Source organism: Actinoplanes sp. NPDC023801 (assembly GCF_040639655.1).
In the GTDB taxonomy this organism is placed as follows: domain Bacteria; phylum Actinomycetota; class Actinomycetes; order Mycobacteriales; family Micromonosporaceae; genus Actinoplanes.
This window is the reverse complement of the sequence record NZ_JBFAAI010000001.1, coordinates 15,006-40,071: the sequence shown is the minus strand read 5'-3', so window position 1 is coordinate 40,071 and position 25,066 is coordinate 15,006. Positions and strand designations below refer to the sequence as shown.

Here is a 25,066-nt window from a genome sequence, read left to right as displayed (position 1 = left end):
AGCCGAGGGAGCATGAGATGCCCGGTCAGGTCCGCCCCGTCGCCGACGAGCAGGACGGTCTGCTCGCCTACCTCGCCCACATGCGGTACGTCCTCAAGCTGACCGCATTCGGTCTCACCCCCGAGCAGCTGCGGTCCACCCCGAGTGCCAGCACGCTGAGCGTCGGCGGCCTGATCAAGCACTGCGCCTCCACCGAGGAGGGCTGGCTGGCCACCGTCCGGCGTGATGAGCAGCAGATCGACTACGACGCGTACGAGCGGAACTTCGCGATGGCCGACGGCGAGACCGTCGAGGAGCTGTTCGCCTACTACGACCGGGTCGCCGCGGCCACCGAGAAGACGGTCCGGGACATCGCGGACCTCGACCACCCGGTGCCGATCGACCACTCGGTGCCGTGGAACCCCAAGGACCACGACGCGTGGTCGCTGCGCTGGGTGCTGCTGCACCTGATCCAGGAGACCGCGCGGCACACCGGGCACGCCGACCTCATCCGGGAGACCGTCGACGGCGCCACCGCGTACCCGCTGATGGCCGCCGCCGAAGGCTGGCCCGAGTCGCCCTGGATGAAGCCCTGGAAGCCGGCCTGAGCCGACGGGCTCCCTAGGGCGTCTGTCCGCGATCGACGCGGATCACCCGGCGGTCCGTGACGATCGCGGTCACCAGGTCCGCCGGGGTGATGTCGAAAGCCGGATTCACCGCCTCACCCCAGGCGGTGATCTCGGCCGCACCCCGATCCTCGATCTCCACGTGCGCGCCCGAGGGGGTGCCGAGGTCCACGGTGGACTCCGGCGCCACCACGATGAACGGAATCCCGGCCCGCTTCGCGCCGAGCGCGTGCGAATACGTCCCGATCTTGTTGATCACGTCGCCGTTGGCGCAGATCCGGTCGGCACCGAGGATCACCGCGTCGACCTCGCCGCGGGCCATCAGGAACGGCCCCGCCGAGTCGACCGCGATCCGGTGCTCGATGCCCCACCGGGTCAGCTCCCACGAGGTGAGCCGGGCACCCTGCAGCAGCGGCCGGGTCTCGCTGGCGATCACTCCGGCCAGCCGGCCCCGGTGGTGCAGTTCCCCGACGACGCCGAGAGCGGTGCCGACGGTCACCGCCGCGAGTCCGCCGGTGTTGCAGTGGGTGAGCAGCCGGGGACGTGCCCCGCACAACTGGGCGACCAGGTCGGCCCCGAGCTGTGCCATCGCCGCCGACGCCGCGATCTCGGAGTCCCGTACCGCGCACGCCTCGGCCAGGACGGCCTCCGGCCCGTGCGGGATCAGGGCGGCGGCACGTTGCGCACCGCGGGCCAGGTTCACCGCCGTCGGGCGTGCGGTTTCGACCTTCCGTACGGCCACCGCCAGCGCCACCGGATCGTCGACGTGGATGCGGGCCGCCAGCGCCACACCGAAGGCGCCCGCCACACCCAGTGCGGGCGCCCCGCGTACCGCCAGCGACTGGATCGCCGCGATCAGCTCGCCCACGGTGTGCAGACGCAGCACCCGCTCCTCGCCGGGCAGGGCCGTCTGATCGATGATCTCGACGGCCCCGTTGACCCAATCGATGGTCCGCAAAACTATTCCGCCCGTTCGTTGATCCGCTTCAGCACGGCTTCCAGTGTGTCGCGGCTCTTGCCGAGCTGCTCGCTCGACCAGCGCTCCTTCATGGACACCGTGCCGCCGCCGTGCAGATCGAGTTCGGCGTTGATCGGCACCGCCTTGGTGATCCGGGCGCCGGTGACCTCCTCGTACGGCACGAACCGGTAGTGGTGGGCCAGGGTGGCCGGGTCGTTGCCGGCCAGCAGGGTCTTCAGCCGCTTCTCGCCGTCGTTGGCGCTCTTGGGCGCGGGCACGAACAGGAAGCCGCGGTCCAGCAGGATCAGGTCGGTCTCCTGGTCGTCGACACGGACGTTGGCCATCGCGCCGATGACGTCCGAGCCGCTCGCGGTGGCCTTGGCCTCGACCACCCGGGCCGCCTCGAGATGGATGCCGATCGCGGCGAGACGCTGCCGGGCCTCGTCGACGGTCGCCGGGTCGACGGCGAGCTTGGCGATCTCGGTGTAGTCGACCGGCTGCCCGTACGGGTCGATCAACCGGGCCGGCGCCGACCAGGAGTGCTGCCAGCGGGCCGCGCCGGAGCGCACCGCGGCGAGGGTGATCAGGTCGTCCATCACGTCGGCGAAGGCGACGGCCGCCTCCCGGCGCGTGGCGTCCGGGAAGAACTCGGCCGCCAGCTCACCCAGCCCGCCGGAGCTGACCAGTCCGAAGATCTCGGACAGGCCCGCCTCCTGGACGCCGAGACGACGAGCCGCGGAACGGAACACCCGGTCGGCACGGCGCTGCTGGATCGCGGTGATCGACGCGGCGGTGAAGTCGTCCCAGGGCAGGACGGTACGGTCCCCGAAGTCGACGACCTCGGCCTGCAGGGCGAGCCCGGCACCGCCGACGTGCGGCAGCAGGGTCGCGGCGGGACGCCGGTCGGGCGCGTGCTGGACCGGTGGGAGGGCCCGCATGGCCTCGATGCGCACACCGATCGCCGGGTGGGTGTCCCAGCGGGACGTCTCGGTGTCCGGTTCCTCGTCGCGCAGCCGGGCGAGTTCCTCGGTCCGGGCCGCGTAGAGCTGCCCGAAGCCGCCGAAGATGTCGTCCGGGGCGTACCCGAGCTCCCAGCCGCTGGCGACGTAGCGTCCGAAGTAGAAGTTCCACGCCGCGGCGACGACCGGCAGTTCCCGCATGGTGCTGACCGCCGCGTCGACACCGGCGACGCGTACCGACACCTGGTCGGCCTCGAACTCCTGGCGCCGGGTGACAGCATTGCTGACCAGCAGGTACAGACGGCCGTAGCCCTTGAACACCCAGCCGAACACGTTCCACCTGCCGACCCGGCCGAGGGTCTCGTGCAGGGCCGCCCGGCCACGGTAGGCGACCGCCGAGAGCCGCGTGTGCGAACCGGAGTAGTGGCCGAGCTCGTGGGCGAGCACCGAGCGCATCTGGTCGACGGTGAAGGTCTGCATCAGCGGCATGCCGATGTACAGACGACGGGTGCCGGCGATCAGGCCGAGTGCCTTGGCGTCCTCGCTGACCGCGGCGTTGACCTCGGCGACCAGGCGGATCTCGTCGGGTGCGCGGGTGCCGGCCTCGGCGGCCATCTCGCGGACCGTACGCCACAGGTCGGGCGCCTGCTCAGGGGTGAGGAGCATGCCGTCCGGCTCGCCCGGCTGGGCCCGGATCGCCTTCCACAGGCCGACGACGACCGCACCGACGGCGGCCAGCAGGAGCCAGCTCACCTTGGCGGCGCCCAGGCCCTGCGAATGGGTCCAGATCTCGTAGAGAAGCCAGCCGACCAGGGCAAGCTGGAGCAGGCCGAGCAGATAGAAGCCGACAAGCATCGCCACCGATACGGCGGCACGTAGCGCTGTGGACATGACCGTGCGTTTCCTCCCCGTGCGGCCACCCGTGCGGGCAGCCGTCGGAAGGTACCGACCTCGATATGTGCCGGGCAAGACCATAAGATCTCCACCCATCACGGGGAGGTATACGACATGTGGCCATTCACTCGAACTCCGGTAATCGATCCGACGCACGGTGATCCCCGGGCGCGCGCGCTGATGAACGCGCTGGCCGTCCAGGACCGCAACACCGTCCGGGCCTGCCTGGCGGACGTTCACGACCCGGACGCCCGGGCGTTCCTGATCTCGCTGGCGGCGGACGTGCCCGGCGTGCAGGACTGGATCCCCCGCTGGGTCGAGGAGGAACCGGACTCGACCCTTCCGCTGCTGCTCCGGGGCTGTCACGCCGTCTGGTGGGCGTGGGAGGCCCGCGGCGCCGCCTATGCCAAGCACACCTCGCAGGAGCAGTTCGACGAGTTCTTCCGGCGGCTGCGGCTCGCTGAGAACTGCCTGGACGAGGTCACCCGGCGTACGCCCGAGGACACCACGGCCTGGGCCTTCCTCACCGCGTCGGCGCGCGGGCGGCAGATCGGGCCGGAGGAGGCCGCGGCGCGTTTCGACGCGGTGGTCAAGTACGCGCCCGAACACGTGATGGCCCACGAGCAGCGGCTCCAGTACCTCTGCGCGAAGTGGTCCGGCAGCCACGAGGAGATGTTCGCCTTCGCCCGCGAGAGCGCGTCCAAGGCGACGCCGGGCAGTCAGGTGCACAACATCGTGGCCGCCGCGCACATCGAGTACTGGCTCAGACTGCCGTCGGGCGAGGATCAGGAGCACATGCGCCACCCGCAGGTACGCCAGGAGCTGATCGCCGCGGCGAACCAGTCGGTGCTGCATCCCTCGTTCCGGTTCGTCCCGGGCTGGCCGTCGCGAGCCAACACGTTCGCCATGGCCCTCCACATGAGCGGTGAGTTCGGGTGGGCGGCCCGCGTCTTCGACGTGGTCGGCGACCACGTCACCGACTGGCCGTGGTCGTACCGGGGCAACGCGGCCAAGAGGTTCGTGTCGGCTCGCAAGGACGCGTACGCCTTCGGCCGCTGACGCCTAGGCTTCGGACATGCCTGAGTCCCGTGATCCGGTCGCCGACCTGCGGCGCATCGCGTTCCTGCTCGAGCGGGCCAACGAGGCGACCTACCGGGTGCGCGCGTTCCGGTCGGCGGCCGCGACGGTCGCGAACACTCCGCACGACGAGCTGGTCGAGCGGGCCGCGGCCGGTACCCTGGCGAAACTCTCCGGGGTCGGTGACGTCACAGCCCGCTGTGTGACGGAGTCGCTGGCCGGTGAGGAACCGGTGTATCTGCGCCGGATCACCGCCACCGAGGGCACCGACCTGCCGGCTGCGGCCGCCGCGCTGCGGGCGGCGCTGCGCGGTGACTGCCACGTGCACTCCGACTGGTCCGACGGCGGCTCCCCGATCGAGGAGATGGCGCTGGCCGCGGCCGATCTGGGCCATGAGTACTTCGTGCTGACCGACCATTCGCCGCGGCTGACCGTGGCCCGCGGGCTGACCGCCGACCGGCTGCGCCGGCAGCTCGACCATGTGGCCCGGCTCAACGAAGCTCTGCCCGACGGTTTCCGCATCCTGACCGGCATCGAGGTGGACATCCTCGACGACGGCCGCCTCGATCAGGAGGACGAGCTGCTGGCCCGGCTGGATCTGGTGGTCGGCTCGGTGCACAGCAGGCTGCGCGACGACTCGGCCCGGATGACCCGGCGGATGGTGGCCGCGATCGCCAATCCCCACCTGGACGTCCTCGGCCACATGACCGGCCGGAAGGTGGCCGCCGCCGGGGCCGGCGACGCCGCGCACTCGAAGGTCCGGACCCGCCCGCCCAGCGACTTCGATCTGGAGAAGGTGCTCGCCGCCTGCGTGGAGCACGGCAAGGCCGTGGAGATCAACTCGCGGCCGGACCGTCTCGACCCGCCGAAGCGGATGCTCACCGTCGCGGTGGAGGCCGGCTGCGTCTTCACGATCGACACCGACGCGCACGCGCCGGGACAGCTGGACTGGCTGGACTTCGGCTGCGAACGGGCCGCGCTGTGCGGCGTCCCGGCCGACCGGATCGTCAACACCTGGCCGGTCGAACGCCTGCTCGAGTGGACTGCCTCGCACGCGTGAGGTCCCGTAATGTCCCCGCAGTGGGACACATTGACGAACTCGCCAACCGCTATGTCGACGAGTGGGCCGCGCTCAACCCGACGGGTGCCACCGCGGCCGGCATCACCGGCCATGACGACAAGACCGACGATCTCTCCCCCGAGGGTTTCGCGGCGCAGGCCGAGCTGATCCGCCGGACCGTCAACGAGCTCGACGTGATCGAGCCGGAGCACGAGTCCGAGCAGGTGGCCAAGGACGCCATGATGGAGCGTCTCGGGCTGCAGCTGGCCCAGTACGACGCGGGCTACGTCAGCACCGACGTCAACGTCATCACCAGTCCGCTGCACGAGCTGCGCATGGTGCTCGACGTGATGCCGGCCGAGGGTGAGCAGGCGGTCGCCAACGTCACCGCCCGGCTCAAGGAGTTCCCGCGGGCGCTGGAGCAGTACCGGCGGACTCTGCTGGAGGGCGCCGCCGACGGCCGGGTCAGCGCGGCGAAACAGCTGGTGGCCGTGGCCGAGCAGTGTGACGCGTGGACCGACCCGGCTCGCGACGACTTCTTCAACGGGCTGGCCGGCCGGCTGAACGCGTCCGGCGCCCTCGCCGCCGAGCTGCGGCGCGGAGCCGAGGCGGCGACCGCCGCGACCGCCTCGTTCGGCCGCTTCCTCCGTGACGAGCTGGCTCCCCTCGGCCGGGACAAGGAGGCGGCCGGCCCCGAGCGGTACGCCCTGGCCTCCCAGTACTTCCTCGGTGCGAAGGTCGACCTGCAGGAGACGTATCTATGGGGGTTCGCCGAGCTGGACCGGCTGGAACGGGAGATGCGCGCGGTGTCGGCCCGGATCGCCGGGGTGGGTGCGTCGGTGGACGAGGCGGTGGAGGTGCTCGACGCCGACCCGGCCCGCACGATCGCCGGCAAGGAGGCCTTCCGGGACTGGATGCAGGCACTCTCCGACCGGGCGATCACCGAGCTGGACGGCACGCACTTCGACATCGAACCAGCGGCCCGGAAGCTTGAGTGCTGCCTGACGCCGACCAGCGACGGCGGCATCTACTACACCGGCCCCAGCGAGGACTTCTCCCGGCCGGGCCGGATGTGGTGGGCGGTGCCGGAGGGGCAGGAGAATTTCTCCACATGGCGTGAGGTCACCACCGTCTTCCATGAGGGTGTTCCCGGCCATCACCTGCAGGTCAGCCAGACTCTGCTGCGGGCGGACTCGCTGAACCGCTGGCAGCGGCTGCTCTGCTGGAGCTCGGGGCACGGCGAGGGCTGGGCGCTGTACGCCGAACGCCTGATGGACGAACTCGGCTACCTGGCCGACCCGGGTGACCGGCTGGGCATGCTCGACGGCCAGGCGTTGCGCGCGGCTCGGGTGATCGTCGACATCGGCATGCACCTTGAGCTGGAAATTCCGCGGGACAACCCGTTCGGTTTCCACCCCGGTGAGCGGTGGACTCCGGAGTTGGGCTGGGAGTTCCTGCGGGCGCACACCCGGATGCAGGAGGAGGTCCTGCGGTTCGAGTGGAAGCGCTATCTGGGCTGGCCGGGGCAGGCGCCGTCGTACAAGATCGGCGAGCGCATCTGGCTGCAGGCCCGGGACGAGGCGAAGGCCCGCAAGGGAAGTGACTTCGACCTCAAGGCTTTCCACCGGGACGCGTTGAACCTCGGTTCCCTCGGGCTCGACCCGTTGCGTAAGGCACTGGCCAGGATTTGAGTCAATCGGGCTTCTTCGTGCCTCAAACAGGACGGAGGGGCTCGGTTGTCTGTATTCATCCCATCACGATGGGTGACTTTACTTCGTAGAGTTATCGATCCAGCACTTTCCGTAAATGGAAGGACGCCAAGACGTAACAAATCCGAAGTAGAACTCATATTCACGTCCCGCCAGGTGGACGGATACGATCTCCGGCGGCGCTCCTCACTTTGTTTCGAAAGCCTCGTGGACTGGGCCTTCCCCTTTCCTTCCGCAGGGCAGGCGTTCGTACAGCGAAGCCGGCAGCGTCGCGTATCCCCCGATCAGCCGAGCGAACTCTGACCCTTGGAAAGGGGTTTTCTGAGGATTTCTCGGATAGATTGACCCGGATCGGTGCGCCCGCATGGCTACTCTCCGTAGCCCCCCCATTGGCCCATCGCGTGTGCATGGCGGAGGACTAAAGCAATGTCAGTCTCGGTGAAAAGCCGGCGGTCCCGTTGGAGCTCCGCCATCGCGGTGGCGCTGACGGTGCTCGTCGTGCTGCCGACCGCAGTCCTGTTCCTGCGCGTCCTGGACGAGAACACCACTCAGCGGGACGCGACGGAGCTCAAGCAGAAGGGCATCGAGTACCTCGCCGAGCTGGCGCCGCTGGTCAGCGCGCTGGCCGAGTCGCAGTCCTCGGCCCTGCAGGGAGTCACCGCCGAGCCGGCCGCGCTGACCGCCGCAGTCGCGCGCGTGCAGGGTGTCGACGAGAGCCTCGGCGAAGACCTCGACACCAGCAGCCGCTGGGCAGGACTCAAGGAGAAGATCGGCCGCCTCCCCGGCGTCACCGGCAGCTCGGCGCAGGTCTACGAGGCCCACGTCGAGGTCGGTGACCTCGCCCTGGAGCTCTACAGCGCGGTCCGTGAGGCCTCGAGGCTGAACCAGGACCAGCAGAGCGACGTCTGGTTCCTCCAGGAGACCGTCGCGGTCAACATGCCGGAGGCCGTCACCCACGTGAGCCGGATGGCCGACCTGGCGAACATGGTGGCCGCCGCGAAGGAGCGGGAGCGGGCCGAGCTCGCGGTGCTGTTCGGCGCCGAGATCATCGCCGTCGAGGAGACCGTCGCCGAGCTGACCGAGAACCTCCAGGATGCCGCCGAGGACACCGAGAGCTCGACCCTCGCCAGCAACACGGTCAACAACCTGGACCAGTTCCGCCAGGGTGTGGAGAACGCCAACCGTGGCGCCCACCTCGGCAGCATCCCGGACGTCTCCGTCCTGGTGACCGCCCAGAGTTCGCTGACCAACGCCCTCAAGGCGCTGAGCACGGTTCTCCTCAAGGAGATGTCGACGCTGCTCGACGAGCGGATCGACGACCTGAACTACCGCCGGGCCGAGGCCTGGGCCATGCTTTCGGTCAGCATCCTTCTGCTGATCGGCGCCGCCTTCTGGACCCGTGTCCGCGCCGTCCGGTCCGGCTCCGACTCCGGCCGGTCCAGCCGGGACGTCTCGGTTCTCAACGACGCCCCGAACGCCACCACGGCCCCCGGCGCCTACGGCGGCCGCCCGTACGACCCGGCGCCGGGCTACGGCGAAAACCCCAACTACGGCAGTGGTGCCGGTCGGGAGCGTTCCGGTGCTCTTCGGTAAGTTCCGCATCCTCGGCAAGCTGGCGCTGCTGATCCTCGTACCGCTGCTCGGCGTCGTCGGCCTGGCCGTCCCGGTCATCTACGACCGCATCAACGCCGCCCAGGTCGCCCAGGACCACTCGGACGCCGTCCGGCGGGCCACCGAGGTCAGCTCGGCCCTGATCGAGCTCCAGGAGGAGCGACTGCTCTCGGTCGGTTACCTGCTCGGCATCGTCGAGCGGCCGACGCTGGTCCTGCAGGCCGCCGAGGCCACCGACTCGGTCGCGGAGCTGGCCGAGGACGAGGACGCCCCGATCGCGCTGCGCCGTGCCGTCTCCGGCGCGGCCAAGCTGAACAGCACCCGGCAAAACGTGCTCAACCGGTCGATCACGCCGCCGACCGTCATCGACGACTTCACCAACGTCATCAACCCGTTGATCGAGGGCCTGGGCCTGTCCGGCAACGCCGACCTGACCACCCAGGTCGGCCGGCAGATCTTCGCCCTCGACCGCGCCATGCGCTCCGACGACCTGATCAGTCAGGCGTCGTGCTGGCTGGCGACGGCGGTGGTCGCCGGCAGGCAGCCGCAGGAAGCCGCTCTGCTGCTGAGCCAGTTCAACGCGACGTTCGCCCAGATCCAGTCGATCATCGTCTCGTCCCGCGAGTACTTCACCGAGACCCAGTACAGGCTGTACCTGAGCACCCAGCAGGCCTTCGCGGCCCGGGTGGGCGACAAGTTCACCAGGCAACTGGAGACCAACCCGGCGCTGGCCCTGAAGGGCCTGAACATCGAGCTGCTCTTCCCGTCGCTGGAGTCGGTGACGATCCTCGGTAGCTTCGTCGAACAGCGTGTGGCCCAGGACGTGGACATCGCGGTGACCGAGAGCCGGGACAGCGCCCTCCGGCAGTCGGCCCTCATCGGTGGCGGCGCCTTCCTGCTGCTCATCCTGGTGATCACGCTGTCGATCCTGATGGCCCGCGCGGTCGCCCGGCCGCTGCGGCGTCTGACCGCCTCCGCCGACCGCATCGCTCGTGCCGCCGAGGCCGAGCTGGAGCGCGTGGCCGACGACGAGGCCGAGGCCCAGGTACGGCCGATCCGGCTGGACCCGGTCGACGTCGAGGCCCAGGACGAGATCGGTGACCTGGCGCGGGCGTTCGACCGCGTGCAGACCACCGCGGCGCGGCTGGTGCAGCGTCAGGTGGACGGCCGGCGGAACGTCGCCCAGATGTTCGGCCACGTCGGTCGTCGTACCCAGAACCTGGTCGGCCGTCAGCTGTCCCTGATCGACACGCTGGAGCGCAAGGAGACCGACAGCGACCGCCTGCGCGAGCTCTACCGTCTGGACCACATGTCCAGCCGTCTGCGCCGGAACGCGTCCGCGCTGGTCGTGCTCTCCGGTGGCGCCGGTGCGAACGAGCACATGGCCCCGCTGGCCCTCTCCGACGTCGTCCGGCTCTCGCTCGGTGAGATCGAGGACTACACCCGTGTCGAGGTGGAGGTCCCCGAGGACATCGTCGTGGTCCCGGCCGTCCTGGCCGACCTGACGCTGCTCCTGGCGGAGCTGCTGGAGAACGCCACCACGTTCTCCCCGCCGCACACCACCGTCACGGTCACCGCCGACGAGCTGCGCGGCGGTGCACGCCTCGCGATCATCGACCACGGCCTGGGCCTCGCGCCCGAGCGTCTGGCCGAGGAGAACGCGCGACTGACCCGCCGTGAGCGCCTCGACCTGGCGCCCACCGAGGTGCTGGGTCTCTTCGTGGTCGGCCGGCTCGCCCGCCGGCACGGCATCGAGGTGACCCTGACCGACACCCCGGACGGCGGTCTGACCGCCTGGATCGACCTCAACCAGTCGCATCTGATCTCCCGGGTGGAGAACCTCAGCCCGATGGCCCCGCCCGCGTACCCGGCGGCTCCCGCCTTCGGTGCCCCGGTCGCGCCTCCGCAGATCCAGGCCGCCGACTTCCCGGCCGCTTCGATGGCCGCCTACTCGGGGGCGCTGCGTGGCAACACCACCGAGGTCGCGATCGCCAGTGCCGGCGTCCGTTCGGTGCCGGGCAGCCAGCAGCCGTTCGACCCGGTGATGCTCAACCGCGCCACCCAGGTCGTCGAATCCGGCCACTCGTGGAACGCCTTCGGCGGGTCGGGCGCCCCGGCGCTCGGCAGTGCCCCGGCGGACCCGTACGCGGGCCAGCCGGTCTACGACGCCGAGCCGGTCTACTCGCCGCGCCCGGCCTACCAGGAGCCGGCCTACCCGGCCGCCGGTGGTCTGCCGGAGCCGGTCCAGTCGTACGACATGGGCACGCCGGTCGCCGGCCGGGTTCCGGCCGCGCTTCCGGAGCTGCCGCCGGCCCAGCCGAGCTGGAGCGCCGAGGTGGCGGTACAGCCGAGCTGGGACGTTCCGGCCCCGGCCGCCGCCGAGATCCCCGCCCAGCCCGCCGCCCCGGCGGTACCGGCCGCACCGGAGCCGCAGCGCAACGGTGGTGCCACGCCACTGCGCCGCCGGGTCCCCGGCAGCCAGCTCCCGGAGGAGCACGTTCCGCACCAGCTGGCCGCACCGAAGTCGCAGGACGACGCCCTGGCCGCCAGGGCAGCGTTCGACGCCTTCGAGGCCGGCGTCATCCGGGCCCACGACACGAGCACGTCGATCCCGGCGCCGACCTTCACCGCCCCCAACTGGGACACACCCGCGCCGGCGCAGTGGAACACGCCCGCTCCGGCGGCCCCGCCGGCCCCGGCGCAGTGGGAGGCTCCGGCCGCACCCGCGCAGTGGAGCACCCCGGCCGCGCCGGCGCAGTGGAACACCCCGGCCCCCGCCGCTCCGCCTGCTCCGCCGTCGTCGAACGGTGGCGGCGCGCCGCTGACTCGTCGAGTGCCGGGAGCGACCCTTCCGGCCGACGACATGCACCGACCGATCACACCGCCCGCTCCGGCCACCCTCGATCCTGAGGCGGCCCGGGCTCTCATGGATCAGTTCGAGTACGGCGTCGCACTCGCACTGAACGAAAGTCAGCCACAACACGAGGGACAACCGCGATGACTTCCCCTTACTCCCCCGCGCAAAGTCAGCTCAGCGCTGAAGCCAAAACCTTCAACTGGCTGCTCGACTCGTTCACCTCCGGTACCGCGGGTGTGATCGAAGCCATCGCGGTCTCCTCGGACGGCCTGCTGATGGCGATGTCGGCGATCAAGGACCGGCCCAACGCCGAGCGTCTCGCGGCCGTGGTGTCCGGCCTGACGAGCCTCGCCGGCGGTGCCGCGAGCTGGTACCGGCTGGGCGCGCTGAACCGGGTCATCATCGACATGGCGGACGGGTATCTGCTGGTCACCGCGATCAGCACCGGGTCCGTCCTGGGCGTCATCGCGGACCGCTCGGCCAACCTGGGCACGCTGGCGTACGAGATGACTCTGTTCGCGACCCGCGCCGGTGGCGCTCTGAGCCCGCGCCTCATCGCCGAGTTGAAGAACGCCGTTCAGCAATGACGTACCCGGACCCCGACGACCCGGTAGCTCCGGCGCGCCCCGGAGTCCGGCCGTTCCTGCAATCCGGTCCTCAGCACTCGACCGGTGGTTACACCCCTACCGGGGAGCAGCCGCCGGTCGAGGCCTCGACCAACAAGCTGCGCCCGTTCGTCATCACGTCCGGGCGGACCGATGGAGGCGACCCCAACATCGGTATGGAGACTCAGGTGACGATGGTGCAAGGTGCGCCACCGTCCAGGCTCTCTCCGGAAACCAGGGCGATCGTGGCTCTCTGCGAGGAGAGTCCGATCTCGGTAGCCGAGATCTCCGCGCGCCTTCGCCTGCACCTGGGTGTGACCCGAATCCTGGTCGGTGACCTTCGCGCCGCCGGCCAGCTCGACGTCCATGTGCTGGATAACGACACACCTGACCCCGACACCATCATGCGAGTGATCCGTGGACTTCGATCCATCAGCTAACCGCGTCGTCGGTACCGCGCGCATACCGGGTGCCCCGGCACCCAAGAAGGCGCCGGTCCCGGTCAAGATCATCGTGGCCGGCGGCTTCGGGGTGGGCAAGACGACCACCGTGGGCGCCATCTCCGAGATCTCGCCACTGACCACCGAGGCCGAGATGACCTCGGAATCGGTCGGCATCGACAATCCCGGTCAGGCCACCATGAAGACCGGCACCACGGTCGCGATGGACTTCGGCGTCCTCACCATCGACCAGACCCTGAAGCTCTACATATTCGGCACGCCGGGGCAGACCCGGTTCGCCTTCATGTGGGACGACCTGGTCCGGGGCGCGCTCGGTGCGCTGGTCGTGGTCGACACCAATCGAATAGACGACTGTTATCCGGCGGTCGACTACTTCGAGCGCGCCGGCCTTCCGTTCGTGGTCGGCATCAACACCTTCAACGGGCAGATGAGCTACAGCGTGGAGGAGGTTCGGTGGGCCCTCGCGGTACGCGAGGACGTGCCGGTCATATCCTTCGATGCACGCTTCCGCGCATCCGTGCGGGACGCTCTGCTCGTGGTATTGGACCAGGCTCTCGACAAGGCGATCCGCATGAAGTCGTAGGGTGTGAGCCGGTCGCCCGGTGACGGTTTCCCATGAACCCGGGGCAGGGCGGTTCCCAAACCGGCCCGTGGAGGGGCAGAGTTGGGGTACCGGGCGACCGCGTAGGAAAGAGGACGGTGACGTGCGAGGCGGACTGGACGACGCGCTCGACAAGCTCGCCCGGCGGGACGAGCTGAGGCGCCGGGCCTCCGGGGAGAGCAACGGCACGCCGCCGGCGGTGACCGAGCTGGTCGAGGCGATCGCCGGCGTGGTTTCCCGCAATCCCCAGCTGAGCGTCACGGTGGGCGTCGAGGGTGCCGGCGATCCGGTGCTGCTCCATTTCGCGATGGCCGACGGCGTGGTCCAGGTGACCGCCGACAATTCGGTCGCGGCGCGCGCCACCGAGGCCGGACCCCGGCACGCCGACTTCGAGATAGACGTCGAGGATCCGGTCGAGGAGCCCGCCGCGGAGCGACCGCGGGCCAGCCGCGACGACCAGGACCGGTTCGGGCCGACCGACTACGACTACGACGAGCCCACGACGGCCGAGCAGCCGCTCGTCGGGAACCGGCACGAGCAGCCCTTTGGCTACGACCCGGCCGGCTATGCCGACCAGGGCAACATCACTCCGCATCCGTTCGCCGCGACACCGCCGCCGCCGGTCCCCCCGCAGAACAACGCCCCTCATCCGTACGCGGCCGCGCAGTCCCCGTACCCTCCGCCACCTCAGCCGGCTCCGCATCCGTACGCGGAACCGCACCCGTACGCCCCGCCGGCCGCGCCGTTCCAGGCCCAGCACGCCGAGCCGCAGCCCGGTTTCCCGGAGCCGCTGCCCGAGCCGATCCCGCTGAAGGTGGAACGCCCGGAGGAGACCGAGCAGGCGGCCCGCCGGCTGGCGGCGATGCTGCGCAACGATCCCACTCTGCTCGACGGGCCGCAGTAGCACCGACGACTACGTAACGTAGTCTCTTCGTCACACTCACTGAAGTAACTCTCCGCAGTCGCCTGACTCCGGTGCGACATGACGGCTATTTGCCGGAAATGGTGCCCGACGCGCCCGGTTTCGCCTGGTGAGGGCAGTCTGAGTTGTCTGGGTTCGCCCGTTTGGCCGGTCTCCTCCTCCGTTCCGCTCACCGCTCTTGAGTGACGCTCCGTAGCACCTTAATGTCCTATTACGTCCAAGAGCGGGGGGCACCCCGGTCAAGGATCGGAACGGACAGTGACGGGGAGGTTCGGATGACGGCGTCGGACAGTTGGCTGTACATGGTCGGTGGTTATGCGGTCCTGCTGGCCTGGCCGATCACCACGGTCGTCCTCGTCTGGTTCGCACTTCGCTACCACGGCACGCACCGCGCGAAGACCGTCAACCGGTCGGTGGCCGGCGGCAACGGCCGCCCCGAGCACTTCTGGATCATCGTCCCGGCCCTGAACGAGGAAGCCGTGGTCGCCAACACCGTCGGCGCGGCCCTCAAGCTGCGCGGCCCGGCCGGCACCCTCTCCCGGGTGCTGGTCGTGGACGACGGCTCGGACGACCGGACCCCCGAGGTGCTCGCCGCGATCGACCACCCCCGGCTGCACGTCATGCGGCGCGAGCTGCCCACGGCCCGGCAGGGCAAGGGAGAGGCGCTGAACGCGGCGTACCGGCACATCTCGATGCTCACCGCACAGGCCGGCGTCGCCCCGGACAAGGTCGTCGTCGGCATCATCGACGGCGACGGACAGGGCAGCGAGAACATCCTGGTCGAGGTCTCCCGCCTGATGCGCGACGAGCGGATCGGCGCGGCCCAGGTGCAGGTACGCATCCGCAACCGCAACAAGCTCCTCGGCGCCGTGCAGGACCTCGAGTTCGGCGCGATCGTCGACGCCTGCCAGAACATGCGCGACGCCCTGGACACCGTCGGCCTCGGCGGCAACGGGCAGTTCAGCCGGCTCTCCACGCTGCAGAAACTCGGCACCGCCCCGTGGTCCAGCTGCCTCGTCGAGGACCTGGAACTCGGCCTGCGGATGCATTTGAACGGCGACGGGATCCGCTACACCTCACGCGCCTCGGTCACCCAGCAGGCGGTGGTCGACGTACGCCGGCTCACCCGGCAGCGCACCCGCTGGGCGCAGGGCAACATGCAGTGCGCCCGCTACCTGGGCAAGCTCTTCTCGTCGCCGCGGGTCGCCCGGATCGCGCTGGCCGAGATGCTGCACTACCTGCTCTCCCCGTGGGCCAACGCGATGGTCACGGTGCTGCTCATCGGCACCGGGATCGCCGGCCTCGGCGGCCTGCTGATCGGACACCCGGTCGTCTTCATCCCGACGTGGGAGGCGCTGGCCCTGAGCTTCGGTGTCTGGCTCGGCGTCACCACCTTCCCCGGCCTGCTCTGGGCCGCGGTCCACCAGCGCAAGCACGGCGACGAGGGCGCGGCGCGAATGCTGACCGCCGCCCTGGCGTACCCCGCCTTCCTGATCCTCGGTCTCGCCGCCACCTACCGGGCTCTGGGCCGCCAGGCCAGCGGCCGCCAGGCCTGGGCCAAGACCGAACGGCTCGTCGAAGAACCCCTCGCTCTCCCCGCCTGAGATTCCCCCTCAGCTCCCCCTCGAGAAAAGGCTCCCCCCATGTCTCGTGAAGTCCACCTGGTCGGCGGCACCCGGCCCGAGGCCGTCAAGCTCGCCCCGGTCGCCCTGGCCATGCGCGACGCCGGTCTCCTCGAACCGGTACTGCTCGCCAGCGGCCAGCACCCCACGATGGTCACCCAGGCCCTCGCCGCGTTCGGCCTCGAGCCGGACATCACCCTCCAGGTCGACCGGGCCACTGGCAGCCAGGCCGAACTGCTCACCGCGATGATCCGGGAACTCGACGAGCTCTGGTCGGTACGCACCCCGGCCGCCGTGATCGTGCAGGGCGACACCACCACCAGCCTGGCCGGTGCCCTCGCCGCGTTCTGGCGGCGTATCCCGGTCGTGCACCTGGAGGCCGGGCTGCGCTCCGGTGACCTGGAGTCGCCGTTCCCCGAGGAGGGCAACCGCCGCCTGGTCGCCCAGGTCGCCGCCCTGCACCTGGCGCCCACCCCGCTGGCCGCGATGAACCTGCTCGACGAGAAGATCCCGGCGAGCGACGTGCTGGTCACCGGCAACACCGTGGTCGACGCGACCCTGGCGGTGGCCGGCCGGAGGCTGCCGTTCGAGAACCCGGACGTGGCCGCGGCCCGCGCGAACAGCACGAACCGCCTGGTCCTGGTGACCGCGCACCGCCGTGAGTCGTGGGGCGAGCCGCTGGACCGGATCCTGGCCGCGGTCAAGGAACTGATCGCCCGCTACGACGACATCGACGTGATCCTGCCGAGCCACCCCAACCCGGCCGTCCGCGAGCAGGTTGACGCCGCCCTGGCCGGGGTCGAGCGGGTCACGGTCACCGACCCGCTGCCCTACCCGGACCTGTCCCGGCTGCTCTCCGAGGCGTACCTGGTGCTCACCGACTCGGGCGGCATCCAGGAGGAGGCCCCGTCGTTCGGGGTGCCGGCGCTGGTGCTGCGAGAGGTCACCGAGCGGGTGGAGTCGCTGCACGCGGGCTGCGCCAAGCTGGTCGGCTCGGACACCGGGCTGATCGTGGCGGAGGCGTCCGAACTGCTGGACAGCCGGGTCCGCCGCGACTCGATGACGGCCGGCGGTAACCCGTACGGCGATGGTCTCGCCGCGGTCCGTACCGCCCAGGCCACCGCGAACCTGCTGGGTCTCGCCCCGGCCCCCGAGGCCATGCCCGTGCCCCAGACCGCCCTCGCCACCGGAGTCGTCGCCTGATGCTGAACAACATCGTTTCCCGCCGCAGCGTCCTCGTCGCCGGAGCGGCCGCCGCCACGGCCGCCACCGTCGGTTTCCACACCATCGCGGCGGACGCCGCCACCAGCACCAGCCCGGTCCGGACCGGCAAGGCCGCGCCCGGCGGCGGCACGGCGAAGACCCTCGTCCTGTACGACACCACGGGCGACTACGGCTGGCTGGGTGAGGTCTACGCGACCCAGACGGCGAACCTGGCCTCGCACTTCGGCTCCTGGACGGCCGCGCCGGTGAAGGGCTACCGGTCGGGCGACCTGAAGAACTACACCGCGGTGATCTACCTGGGTTCCACCTACGACGAGCCGCTGCCGGCCGCGTTCCTGACCGACGTGGCGGCCACGACGCTTCCGGTGATCTGGGTCCGCGACAACATCTGGCAGCTGACCAAGCTGGACGGTTTCGCCGCCAAGTTCGGCTTCACCAGCGGCCTGTACGACTTCGCCGACGTGTCCGAGGTCTCCTACAAGGGCCGGACGCTGGGTCGCAGTGCCGACAACAAGTCCGGCCTGATGAACCTGTCGATCAGCGACGCCGCCAAGGTCACCACGCTGGCGACGGCGAAGAAGGCCGGCGGCTCCCTGCCGTGGGCGGTCCGCTCCGGGAACCTGACCTACGTCGGCGAGATCCCGTTCTCGTACGTGACGCACGAGGACCGCTACCTGATCTTCGCGGACCTGCTCTTCGACGCGCTGGCCCCGAAGACCGCCGAGCGGCACCGGGCGCTGCTCCGGCTCGAGGACGTCGGCCCGGACGCCGACCCGGTCCAGCTGCGCGCGATCGCTGACTACCTGTACTCGATGAAGGTGCCGTTCAGCGTCGCGACCTACCCGCGGTACCGGGACCCGAAGGGCGCCAAGAACAACGGCGTGGCCGAGGACTACACCCTCGCCAAACGGCCCGAGGTGGTGGCCGCGCTCAAGTACATGCAGGCCAAGGGCGGCACGCTGCTCATGCACGGCTACACCCACCAGTACGGCGCGGTGAACAACCCGTACGACGGCACGAGCGGCAACGACTTCGAGTTCTTCATGGCCCACGTCGACTCGGCCGACCGGGTGATCTACGACGGGCCGGTCAAGGAGGACTCGGCAGCCTGGGCCACCTCGCGGATGATCGCGGCCGGCGCGATCTTCGCGGCCACCGGGCTGGGCGTGCCGAAGATCTTCGAGTTCCCGCACTATGCGGCCAGCCCGGCCGACTACCAGGCGGTGCAGACCCTGTTCGGCAAACGGTACGACCGCGGCCTGTACTTCCCGGGTGTGCTGACCGGTGCGAGGTACGACTACACCCGGCAGTTCGGCCAGTTCTTCCCCTACACGGTCCGGGACGTGTACGGCTCGGTCGTGGTGCCGGAGAACATCGGCAACGTGGAGCCGGAGGCGTACAACACCCACCCGGTGCGGCTGCCGTCCCACCTGATCGCCGACGCCGAACGCAACCTGGTGGTGCGGGACGGGGTAGCAAGCTTCTTCTACCACCCCTACCTCGGCACGGACCACCTCAAAGAGCTCGTTCCGGGCATCATCAAGGCCGGTTACACCTTCGTGAGCGCCGAAACGATGCTCAACGGCTGATGGAGCACCCGATGGACGTGGTCGATCTCTGGATCAAGTCGTGGACCAGTGACGACCTGGCCGGGGCGAGGAAGCTCCTCGCCCCGGACGTCGAGACGGAGTGGAACTTCGACGCTCCGGTCGACGACGAGGAACTGCTGCAGGTCCTGCACCGGATCGCCGCGTTCGCCGACCACATCACGCTTGTCGCGCGGACCGGCGCGGTGGACGGTGCCGCGCTGATCTACGACCTGGCGGCGCCGTTCGGTACGGCCCGGCTGGTCGAGTTCCTCGGCGTCGAGAACCAGAAGATCAATGAGGTACGGCACGTGTACGACGTGACCGCGATCGACCGGTACTTCCCGGACCTCTACGCGAATTAGGCCGGTAATTGACCTGAAGCGTCGGTAGCGTGCGGTCCATGGCCTACGACTTCCAAGTCACCGTGGACTGCACCGACCCGCACAACCTCGCCGACTGGTGGGCGGAGACTCTCGGCTGGGACGTCGAGCCCCAGGACGAGGCGTTCATCAAGGAGATGATCGCCAAGGGGTTCGCCACCGACGCAGAGACCACCCATCACCGGGGGAAACTCGTGTGGCGTGCCGGGTCCGCCCTCCGGCACCCGGAGAACGGCCGGCGGCTGCTCTTCCAGTACGACGAAGCCGCCAAGACGGTCAAGAACCGCTGGCACGTGGACGTGCGGGTGGGCGAGGACAAGCGGGACGCCGAACGCGACAAACTGGTCGCACGCGGCGCCACGTTCCTCTGGGAAGCCCGTCAGGGACCGCACTCGTGGTTCACGATGTCCGACCCGGAGGGCAACGAGTTCTGCATCACCTGACCGGCAGCGCCCGTTCCAGCAGGTCGAACAGTGCCTGCCAGTGCCGCTGCTCGGCGGCCTGGTCGTACAGCGAGGTGTCGCTCATCGTGAAACCGTGCGGTGCGCCCTCGTAGAGCTCCGAGGTGTACTTCACGCCGGTCTCGGCGAGGGCCAGTTCCAGGGTCCTGATCTGGTCCGGTGTCATCGAGTCGTCGTTGTCGGCGTGTCCGAGGTAGACCTCGGCGGTCAGTGCGGCGACACCCAGGTGCGGGCTGTCCGGGGCGTCGGTGACGATGCGGCCCGCGTGGAAACTGGCGAGGGCGGCGAACCGCAGCGGGTGCGCTTGCGCCACGAGCAGCGCGTTCCGGCCGCCCATGCAGTACCCGACGATCCCGGCCGGGCCGTCCGCCACCTCCGGCCGCCCGGCCAGGAAGTCGAGGTAGGCGGCCGCGTCGGCGCTGATTCGCGCGGCCGTCAGTTCCCGGATCATCGGGGTGAGCCGGCCGAACGCCGCACCCCGCTTCGCGCCGTCGAGCAGTTCGTCCGGTGTCGCGAGTGGACCACGGGCACTGCGGTAGAAGAGGTTCGGCACCAGAACGGCATAGCCTCGATCAGCGATCCGCCCGGCCATCTCCATGATCCGCGGCCGCAGCCCGAAGGCATCCATGAACATCAGCACGGCCGGGGACGGCCCGTCGCCGTGCGGCGTGACGAGGTACGCCTCCGCCACACCGTCCGCGGCCGGCACCTCTGTCGCGATCCGCGGCATTCCCGCACCTCCAGCACCCTTGTAGATGATCCTGCGGACCGTAACATTCGATCTCTGCCTTTTGCGCGGAACGTCGTATCCTGTGGCGCATGGCCACCCGGCTGCGCGCGGACGCACGCCGCAATCGAGCGGCCCTGCTCGCCGCGGCGCGCGAGGTCTTCGCCGAGCAGGGCCTCGATGCCTCGCTGGACGAGATCGCCCGCCGGGCCGGCGTCGGCAACGCCACCCTCTACCGCCGGTTCCCCAGCCGCCGGCACCTGATCGCCGAGGTCTTCGCCAGCCACATGACCGCCGCGGTCCAGCTCGCCGAGCAGGCACTCGACCATCCGGATCCGTGGGCCGCGTTCGTCGGCTACCTGACCCGGGTCTGTGAGTTGCAGGCCACCGATCGCGGCCTGGCCCAGTTGCTAGTCACCACGGCTTTCGACGACGACGAACGGCTCGCCGCCCTGCGTGCCGTCGCCCAGCAGCGGGCCGCCGACGTGTTGGTCCGGGCCCAGCGGTCCGGGCGGCTGCGCGCCGACTTCACCGGGCATGACTTCGCGCTGCTCATGATGGCGAACGCCGGAGTGGCCCAGCACTCCGGCGACCCGCACGCCTGGCGGCGCCAGCTGACCCTGGTGATCGGCGGCCTCGGCACCCGCTGACCCCCGACCCCCAGCTGGACACCACCGCTGCCTCAAACACGTCGAGACAACGGTGCGGAACCGCCGGGGTTGGGCTTGGCGAATCCGCGGCCCGCCTCGTCCAGCGATTCGCGGGCCAGTTCCCAGTAACCGACCTCGGCCGGATGCTCCAGCCACACGTTCAACGAGACCCGCAGAACGGCCATGAACGTGGCGGCGACGAGCTTTGCACGTACGCCCAGCGGGTCTTGATCTTTCAGCCGTGCCGCAACCTCCGCGGCAAGCGCGCTCTCCATGGTGGCGAAGGTCTGGACCTGCGCTGCCGCGAGTGACGGATGGCGGCGCACGAGCCGGCCGCGGGCGACCCACTCCGGGTCGAGATCGCCCAGACCGGCGTAGTGCTCCTCGGCGGCCGCGGTGAGCGCGGCCCACGGCGGTTCGCCCGCCGGTCGGGCCCGGACCAGGCCGGCCAGCGCACGCATCCGCTGGAGATCGCCGTGGAAGAGCGCCTCCTCCTTGTTGGCGAAGTAGTTGGAGAAGGTCCGCCGGGAGACGCCGGCCTCGTCGGCGATGGCATCGACGGTGATCCGGTCCGGTCCGTGCTCGAGGGCCAGGCGCAGCGCGGCCTCGTGCAGGGCCTGCCGGGTGGCCATCTTCTTGCGTTCACGGAGGCCCGGCTCGGTCACCGCAGTCATGACCTGAGCGTACCGGGATGTGACTCAGTTCCCAATGAGCAAACTTGCGCACTGGGCAAGTTCCGGAAGATAGTTGCATGCAGCAAGCATCACCGGAAGGCAGTCATGAGTGAACAGCGCCCGATGACCCACCGCGAGATCATGGAGGCCCTCTCCGGCCTGCTGCTCGTGCTCTTCGTCGCGATGGCCAGCTCGACCATCGTCTCGACCGCCCTGCCGAAGATCATCGGTGACCTGAACGGCAGTCAGACGCAATACACCTGGGTGATCACCGCGACGCTGCTGACCGCCACCGCGTCCACCCCGATCTGGGGCAAGCTGTCCGACCTGTACAGCAAGAAGCTTCTGGTCCAGATCTCCATCGTGGTCTTCATCCTGGGCTCGCTGGTGGCCGGCTTCACCCAGAACACCGAGCAGCTCATCGCGGCCCGCGCGTTCCAGGGCCTCGGTATGGGCGGTGTGCAGGCGCTCGTCCAGGTCGCCATCGCCGCGATGATCCCGCCGCGTGAGCGCGGCCGCTACAACGGCTACCTCGGTGGCGTCATGGCCCTGGCCACCGTCGCCGGCCCGCTGCTCGGCGGAGTGATCGTCGACACCGAGGCGCTCGGCTGGCGCTGGTGCTTCTTCATCGGGGCCCCGGTCGCCGTGATCGCGCTGGTCGTCCTCCAGAGGACCCTGCACCTGCCGGTTCTGCGACGGGACGACGTCAAGATCGACTACCTCGGCGCCACCCTGATCGCCGCCGGCGTCAGCGTCATCCTGATCTGGGTGTCCTTCGTGGACGACGCGTTCGGCTGGCTGTCCTGGCAGACCGGTGCCATGGCCGGTGGCGGCGTGCTGCTGCTCGCCCTGGCCGTCCGGGTCGAATCGCGGGTCGCCGAGCCGGTCGTGCCGCTGCCCATCGTCCGGCAGCGGACCACGGCACTGGCCATCATCGGCAGCCTCGCGGTCGGCATGGCGATGTTCGGCGGCTCGGTCTTCCTCGGGCAGTACTTCCAGATCGGCCGTGGATACAGCCCGACCGAGGCGGGTCTGCTGATGATTCCGATGATGCTCGGCATCCTGGTCTCGTCGACCGTCGCGGGCAAGGCGATCACCAAGAGCGGCAAGATCAAGCCGTACGTGGTGGCCGGCACGATCATTCTGGTCGCCGGGTTCGCCGGGCTCTCCGTCCTCGACCACGACACTCCGCTGTGGTACATCGGCACCGCTATGGCCGTGGTCGGCATCGGTGTCGGCATGTCCATGCAGAACCTGGTCCTCGTCGTGCAGAACACCGTCTCGCTCCGGGACATCGGCGCGGCCAGCTCGACGATCGCCTTCTTCCGCTCGCTCGGCGGCACGATCGGCGTCTCGGTGCTCGGCGCGGTGCTCGCCCGGCGCGTCTCCGACTCGATCACTGAGCAGCTCACCGCCCTCGGCGTGCCGGCCGGCAGCCCCTCGAGCGGTACCAGCACCCTCAACCTGGGCGTTCTTCCGGAGCCGATCCAACATGTCGTACGGGCCGCGTACGGCGACGCCACCGGCCACATCTTCCTCATCTCGGCCGGAGTGGCGGTGATCGGCGTGATCGCGGCGATCGCGCTGAAGCCGACCAAGCTGCGTTCAACGGTCGACCTGGCGCCGGAACGGGAGCTCGCCGACGCCACGGCCGACTAGGGCACAAATCACGCCGTACTCCCTGGGGTCAGGTGTTCACACAGAGCTAACCTCGGGGAGGCCGGTGCTTTCCCTCAGCCACCGCGACTCCGCGCCGATTCCACGCCGTGGGAGCAGACCGGCCAAGAGGAGAGGCGTTCGGTGACAGACACGATCAGCGCCGAGGTGCTTTCGGCCGAGCTCCTGGAGATCGAGGACGAGCGCTCCTGGGACGCGCGGGCCGAGCTGGCCCGGGCCCTTCGCATCGAGGAGGACGCCCGGGTTCTCGGCGATCAGCTGCTGATCTTCCGGGCCCGGCTCTGCCAGGCCAACATGCGGCTGCGCTCCGGTGACATCGCCGGCGCCGTCGAGCACATGTGGCGGGTGCACGAGTGGGCGGTCGCCAACGACGCCCGGGTCCTGATGGCCCGCACCCACCTGATCTGGGCCGCCATCCACCAGAACCTCGGCGATTCCGAGCAGGCACTCGAGCACGCGCTGCTCTCCGTCGAGCTGCTCGACGACGAGTCGACCACGCACATGCACATCTGGCACCGCACCAAGCTGGCCGACGCTCTGTGGGCCGCCGGCTCGATGGAGGCGGCCCGCCTCCGCTACGCGCAGGCGGAGGCACTGGCGGTCCGCACCGGTTCGCCCGCCCTGCTGTGCCTGCTCAACAACCACGCCTATGCGGAGTACGACTCCGGCAACCAGCAGCGCGCCGAGGAGGTGGCGAACCGGTTGCTGCGGCTCTCCGACGAGCAGGGCGAGCCACTCCATCCGGCGTACCTCGACACGGTGGGTGCCATCCAGGTCGGCAACGGACGATACGCCGAGGCCGAGGCGACCATGCGGCTCTGCATCGAGCAGCACGAGCAGGGCCGGCACGACGATGCCGACGCCCTCCCGGAATACCTGCTCACGCTCGCCGGGGCGCAGCGCGGTCTCGGGGCGTACGACCGCGCCCAGCAGAGCCTCGACTCGTGCCGCACCCTCTGCGCCGAGCGCGATCTGGTGGACGTGCTGGTCCGGGTGCACCAGGAGCAGGCCGAGCTGCATGCCGCCCGTGGCGAGTTCGCCGAGGCGTTCGCCGTCCACAAGATGTTCTTCGCGGCCCACCAGAACCTGCACTCGCTGCAGCGGGAGGCCCGTACCCGCACCAGGCAGGCGATGTTCGAGACGGCCGAGGCCCGGCAGGAGGCCGAGCGTTTCCGCGAGCAGGCCCGCCGTGACCCGCTGACCGGCCTGTACAACCGGCGGCACGTCGACGAGTCGCTGCCCGTCCTGATCGAGTCCGACCCGCCGCTGACCGTCGCGCTCGTCGACCTCGACCACTTCAAACAGATCAACGACAGCCTCTCGCACAACGTCGGTGACGAGGTGCTCATCGAGGTGGCCGGGATCCTGGCCGCCGGGGTCGCCGACGGCTGCCCGGCCGGTTACACCGCCCGGCTGGGTGGTGAGGAGTTCCTGATCGTGCTGCCCGGCATTTCGGCGCGGCGGGCCGTCACCCTGCTGGACGGCATCCGGCGCACGGTCCGTGATCACGACTGGCACCGGCTGACCCGGGGCCTGCCGGTCACCGTCAGCGTCGGTGTCGCCACATGCGCGGACCTGCCGGCGCCGACCCAGCCGACCCTGCTGTCCACTGCGGACAGTCGTCTGTACGCTGCCAAGCACGCCGGACGTGATCGTGTCGTCTCGGCGTCCGCCCGGGGTTACGCCTCGGCCGCCTGAACCGGATTCCGGGGGTTAAGCCGGTCGATCGTTGGGGTTAGGCTG

At 70.0% G+C, this 25,066-nt stretch carries 22 protein-coding genes; 18 read left to right on the top strand and 4 right to left on the bottom strand.

Annotated features, from left to right (window positions below):
• Window positions 1-17 precede the first annotated feature (17 nt).
• Complete coding sequence (locus AB0G04_RS00200; RefSeq protein ID WP_360973839.1) at window positions 18-587, top strand: DinB family protein; 570 nt, start codon at window positions 18-20, stop codon at window positions 585-587.
• A 13-nt stretch (window positions 588-600) separates the two neighbouring features.
• On the opposite strand, the gene mtnA is transcribed toward AB0G04_RS00200, so the two are convergent.
• Both mtnA and AB0G04_RS00190 read right to left on the bottom strand, forming a co-directional pair.
• Entirely contained in the window at window positions 601-1,563 is a 963-nt protein-coding gene (gene mtnA / locus AB0G04_RS00195; protein ID WP_360973836.1) for an S-methyl-5-thioribose-1-phosphate isomerase, read from the bottom strand.
• Window positions 1,564-1,565: 2 nt separating this feature from the next.
• Window positions 1,566-3,413 (bottom strand): M48 family metallopeptidase, encoded by a 1,848-nt coding sequence (locus tag AB0G04_RS00190; protein ID WP_360973833.1) that lies wholly within the window; start codon window positions 3,411-3,413, stop codon window positions 1,566-1,568.
• Between the two features lie 117 nt (window positions 3,414-3,530).
• On the opposite strand from AB0G04_RS00190, the gene AB0G04_RS00185 reads away from it, so the two are divergent.
• From AB0G04_RS00185 to AB0G04_RS00120, 14 genes are all read left to right on the top strand, one after another.
• A complete protein-coding gene (locus AB0G04_RS00185; RefSeq protein WP_360973830.1) occupies window positions 3,531-4,475 on the top strand; it encodes a DUF4034 domain-containing protein in 945 nt (314 codons plus the stop codon).
• Window positions 4,476-4,491: 16 nt separating this feature from the next.
• Entirely contained in the window at window positions 4,492-5,553 is a 1,062-nt protein-coding gene (locus tag AB0G04_RS00180) for a PHP domain-containing protein (RefSeq protein WP_360973827.1), read from the top strand.
• Window positions 5,554-5,573: 20 nt separating this feature from the next.
• Entirely contained in the window at window positions 5,574-7,244 is a 1,671-nt protein-coding gene (locus AB0G04_RS00175; RefSeq protein ID WP_360973824.1) for a DUF885 domain-containing protein, read from the top strand.
• A 516-nt stretch (window positions 7,245-7,760) separates the two neighbouring features.
• Window positions 7,761-8,855: a hypothetical protein gene (locus tag AB0G04_RS00170; protein ID WP_360973821.1), complete on the top strand. Its 1,095-nt coding sequence runs from the start codon at window positions 7,761-7,763 to the stop codon at window positions 8,853-8,855.
• Entirely contained in the window at window positions 8,842-11,874 is a 3,033-nt protein-coding gene (locus AB0G04_RS00165; protein ID WP_360973818.1) for a nitrate- and nitrite sensing domain-containing protein, read from the top strand. Before AB0G04_RS00170 ends, AB0G04_RS00165 begins: the two co-directional genes overlap by 14 nt.
• Window positions 11,871-12,317 (top strand): roadblock/LC7 domain-containing protein, encoded by a 447-nt coding sequence (locus AB0G04_RS00160; protein WP_360973815.1) that lies wholly within the window; start codon window positions 11,871-11,873, stop codon window positions 12,315-12,317. The genes AB0G04_RS00165 and AB0G04_RS00160 overlap by 4 nt, the downstream gene beginning before the upstream one ends.
• On the top strand, window positions 12,314-12,775 hold the full coding sequence (locus tag AB0G04_RS00155; protein ID WP_360973812.1) for a DUF742 domain-containing protein: 462 nt from the start codon (window positions 12,314-12,316) through the stop codon (window positions 12,773-12,775). Before AB0G04_RS00160 ends, AB0G04_RS00155 begins: the two co-directional genes overlap by 4 nt.
• Window positions 12,753-13,379, top strand: coding sequence for an ATP/GTP-binding protein (locus AB0G04_RS00150; protein WP_109594882.1), 627 nt, complete (start codon window positions 12,753-12,755; stop codon window positions 13,377-13,379). Before AB0G04_RS00155 ends, AB0G04_RS00150 begins: the two co-directional genes overlap by 23 nt.
• A gap of 121 nt (window positions 13,380-13,500) precedes the next feature.
• Window positions 13,501-14,301 (top strand): hypothetical protein, encoded by an 801-nt coding sequence (locus AB0G04_RS00145; protein WP_360973808.1) that lies wholly within the window; start codon window positions 13,501-13,503, stop codon window positions 14,299-14,301.
• Between the two features lie 293 nt (window positions 14,302-14,594).
• Window positions 14,595-15,923 (top strand): glycosyltransferase, encoded by a 1,329-nt coding sequence (locus tag AB0G04_RS00140; protein WP_360973805.1) that lies wholly within the window; start codon window positions 14,595-14,597, stop codon window positions 15,921-15,923.
• Between the two features lie 39 nt (window positions 15,924-15,962).
• The gene (wecB, locus tag AB0G04_RS00135) at window positions 15,963-17,144 is read left to right on the top strand and encodes a UDP-N-acetylglucosamine 2-epimerase (non-hydrolyzing) (RefSeq protein WP_360973801.1); all 1,182 of its coding nucleotides are present in this window, start codon (window positions 15,963-15,965) and stop codon (window positions 17,142-17,144) included.
• Complete coding sequence (locus AB0G04_RS00130; protein WP_360973798.1) at window positions 17,144-18,754, top strand: polysaccharide deacetylase family protein; 1,611 nt, start codon at window positions 17,144-17,146, stop codon at window positions 18,752-18,754. The genes wecB and AB0G04_RS00130 overlap by 1 nt, the downstream gene beginning before the upstream one ends.
• Before the next feature lie 11 nt (window positions 18,755-18,765).
• Window positions 18,766-19,116, top strand: coding sequence for a hypothetical protein (locus AB0G04_RS00125; RefSeq protein ID WP_360973795.1), 351 nt, complete (start codon window positions 18,766-18,768; stop codon window positions 19,114-19,116).
• Window positions 19,117-19,154: 38 nt separating this feature from the next.
• Window positions 19,155-19,577, top strand: a complete 423-nt coding sequence (locus tag AB0G04_RS00120) for a VOC family protein (protein ID WP_360973792.1) — start codon at window positions 19,155-19,157, stop codon at window positions 19,575-19,577.
• Here the strand turns inward: AB0G04_RS00120 and AB0G04_RS00115 are convergent.
• Window positions 19,570-20,325 (bottom strand): dienelactone hydrolase family protein, encoded by a 756-nt coding sequence (locus tag AB0G04_RS00115; RefSeq protein WP_360973789.1) that lies wholly within the window; start codon window positions 20,323-20,325, stop codon window positions 19,570-19,572. The genes AB0G04_RS00120 and AB0G04_RS00115 overlap by 8 nt on opposite strands.
• Window positions 20,326-20,414: 89 nt before the next feature.
• Here AB0G04_RS00115 and AB0G04_RS00110 point away from each other — a divergent pair, with 89 nt between their 5' ends.
• Entirely contained in the window at window positions 20,415-20,972 is a 558-nt protein-coding gene (locus AB0G04_RS00110; protein ID WP_360973786.1) for a helix-turn-helix domain-containing protein, read from the top strand.
• A 32-nt stretch (window positions 20,973-21,004) separates the two neighbouring features.
• Here the strand turns inward: AB0G04_RS00110 and AB0G04_RS00105 are convergent, their stop codons facing one another.
• Window positions 21,005-21,646 carry a TetR/AcrR family transcriptional regulator gene (locus tag AB0G04_RS00105; protein ID WP_360973783.1) on the bottom strand — a complete coding sequence of 214 codons (642 nt, stop codon included), beginning with the start codon at window positions 21,644-21,646 and terminating at the stop codon, window positions 21,005-21,007.
• Window positions 21,647-21,751: 105 nt separating this feature from the next.
• Between AB0G04_RS00105 and AB0G04_RS00100 the strand changes: the two genes are divergently transcribed.
• Window positions 21,752-23,305, top strand: a complete 1,554-nt coding sequence (locus AB0G04_RS00100) for an MDR family MFS transporter (protein WP_360973780.1) — start codon at window positions 21,752-21,754, stop codon at window positions 23,303-23,305.
• Window positions 23,306-23,446: 141 nt separating this feature from the next.
• Window positions 23,447-25,021 carry a diguanylate cyclase gene (locus AB0G04_RS00095; protein WP_360973777.1) on the top strand — a complete coding sequence of 525 codons (1,575 nt, stop codon included), beginning with the start codon at window positions 23,447-23,449 and terminating at the stop codon, window positions 25,019-25,021.
• Window positions 25,022-25,066 lie beyond the last annotated feature (45 nt).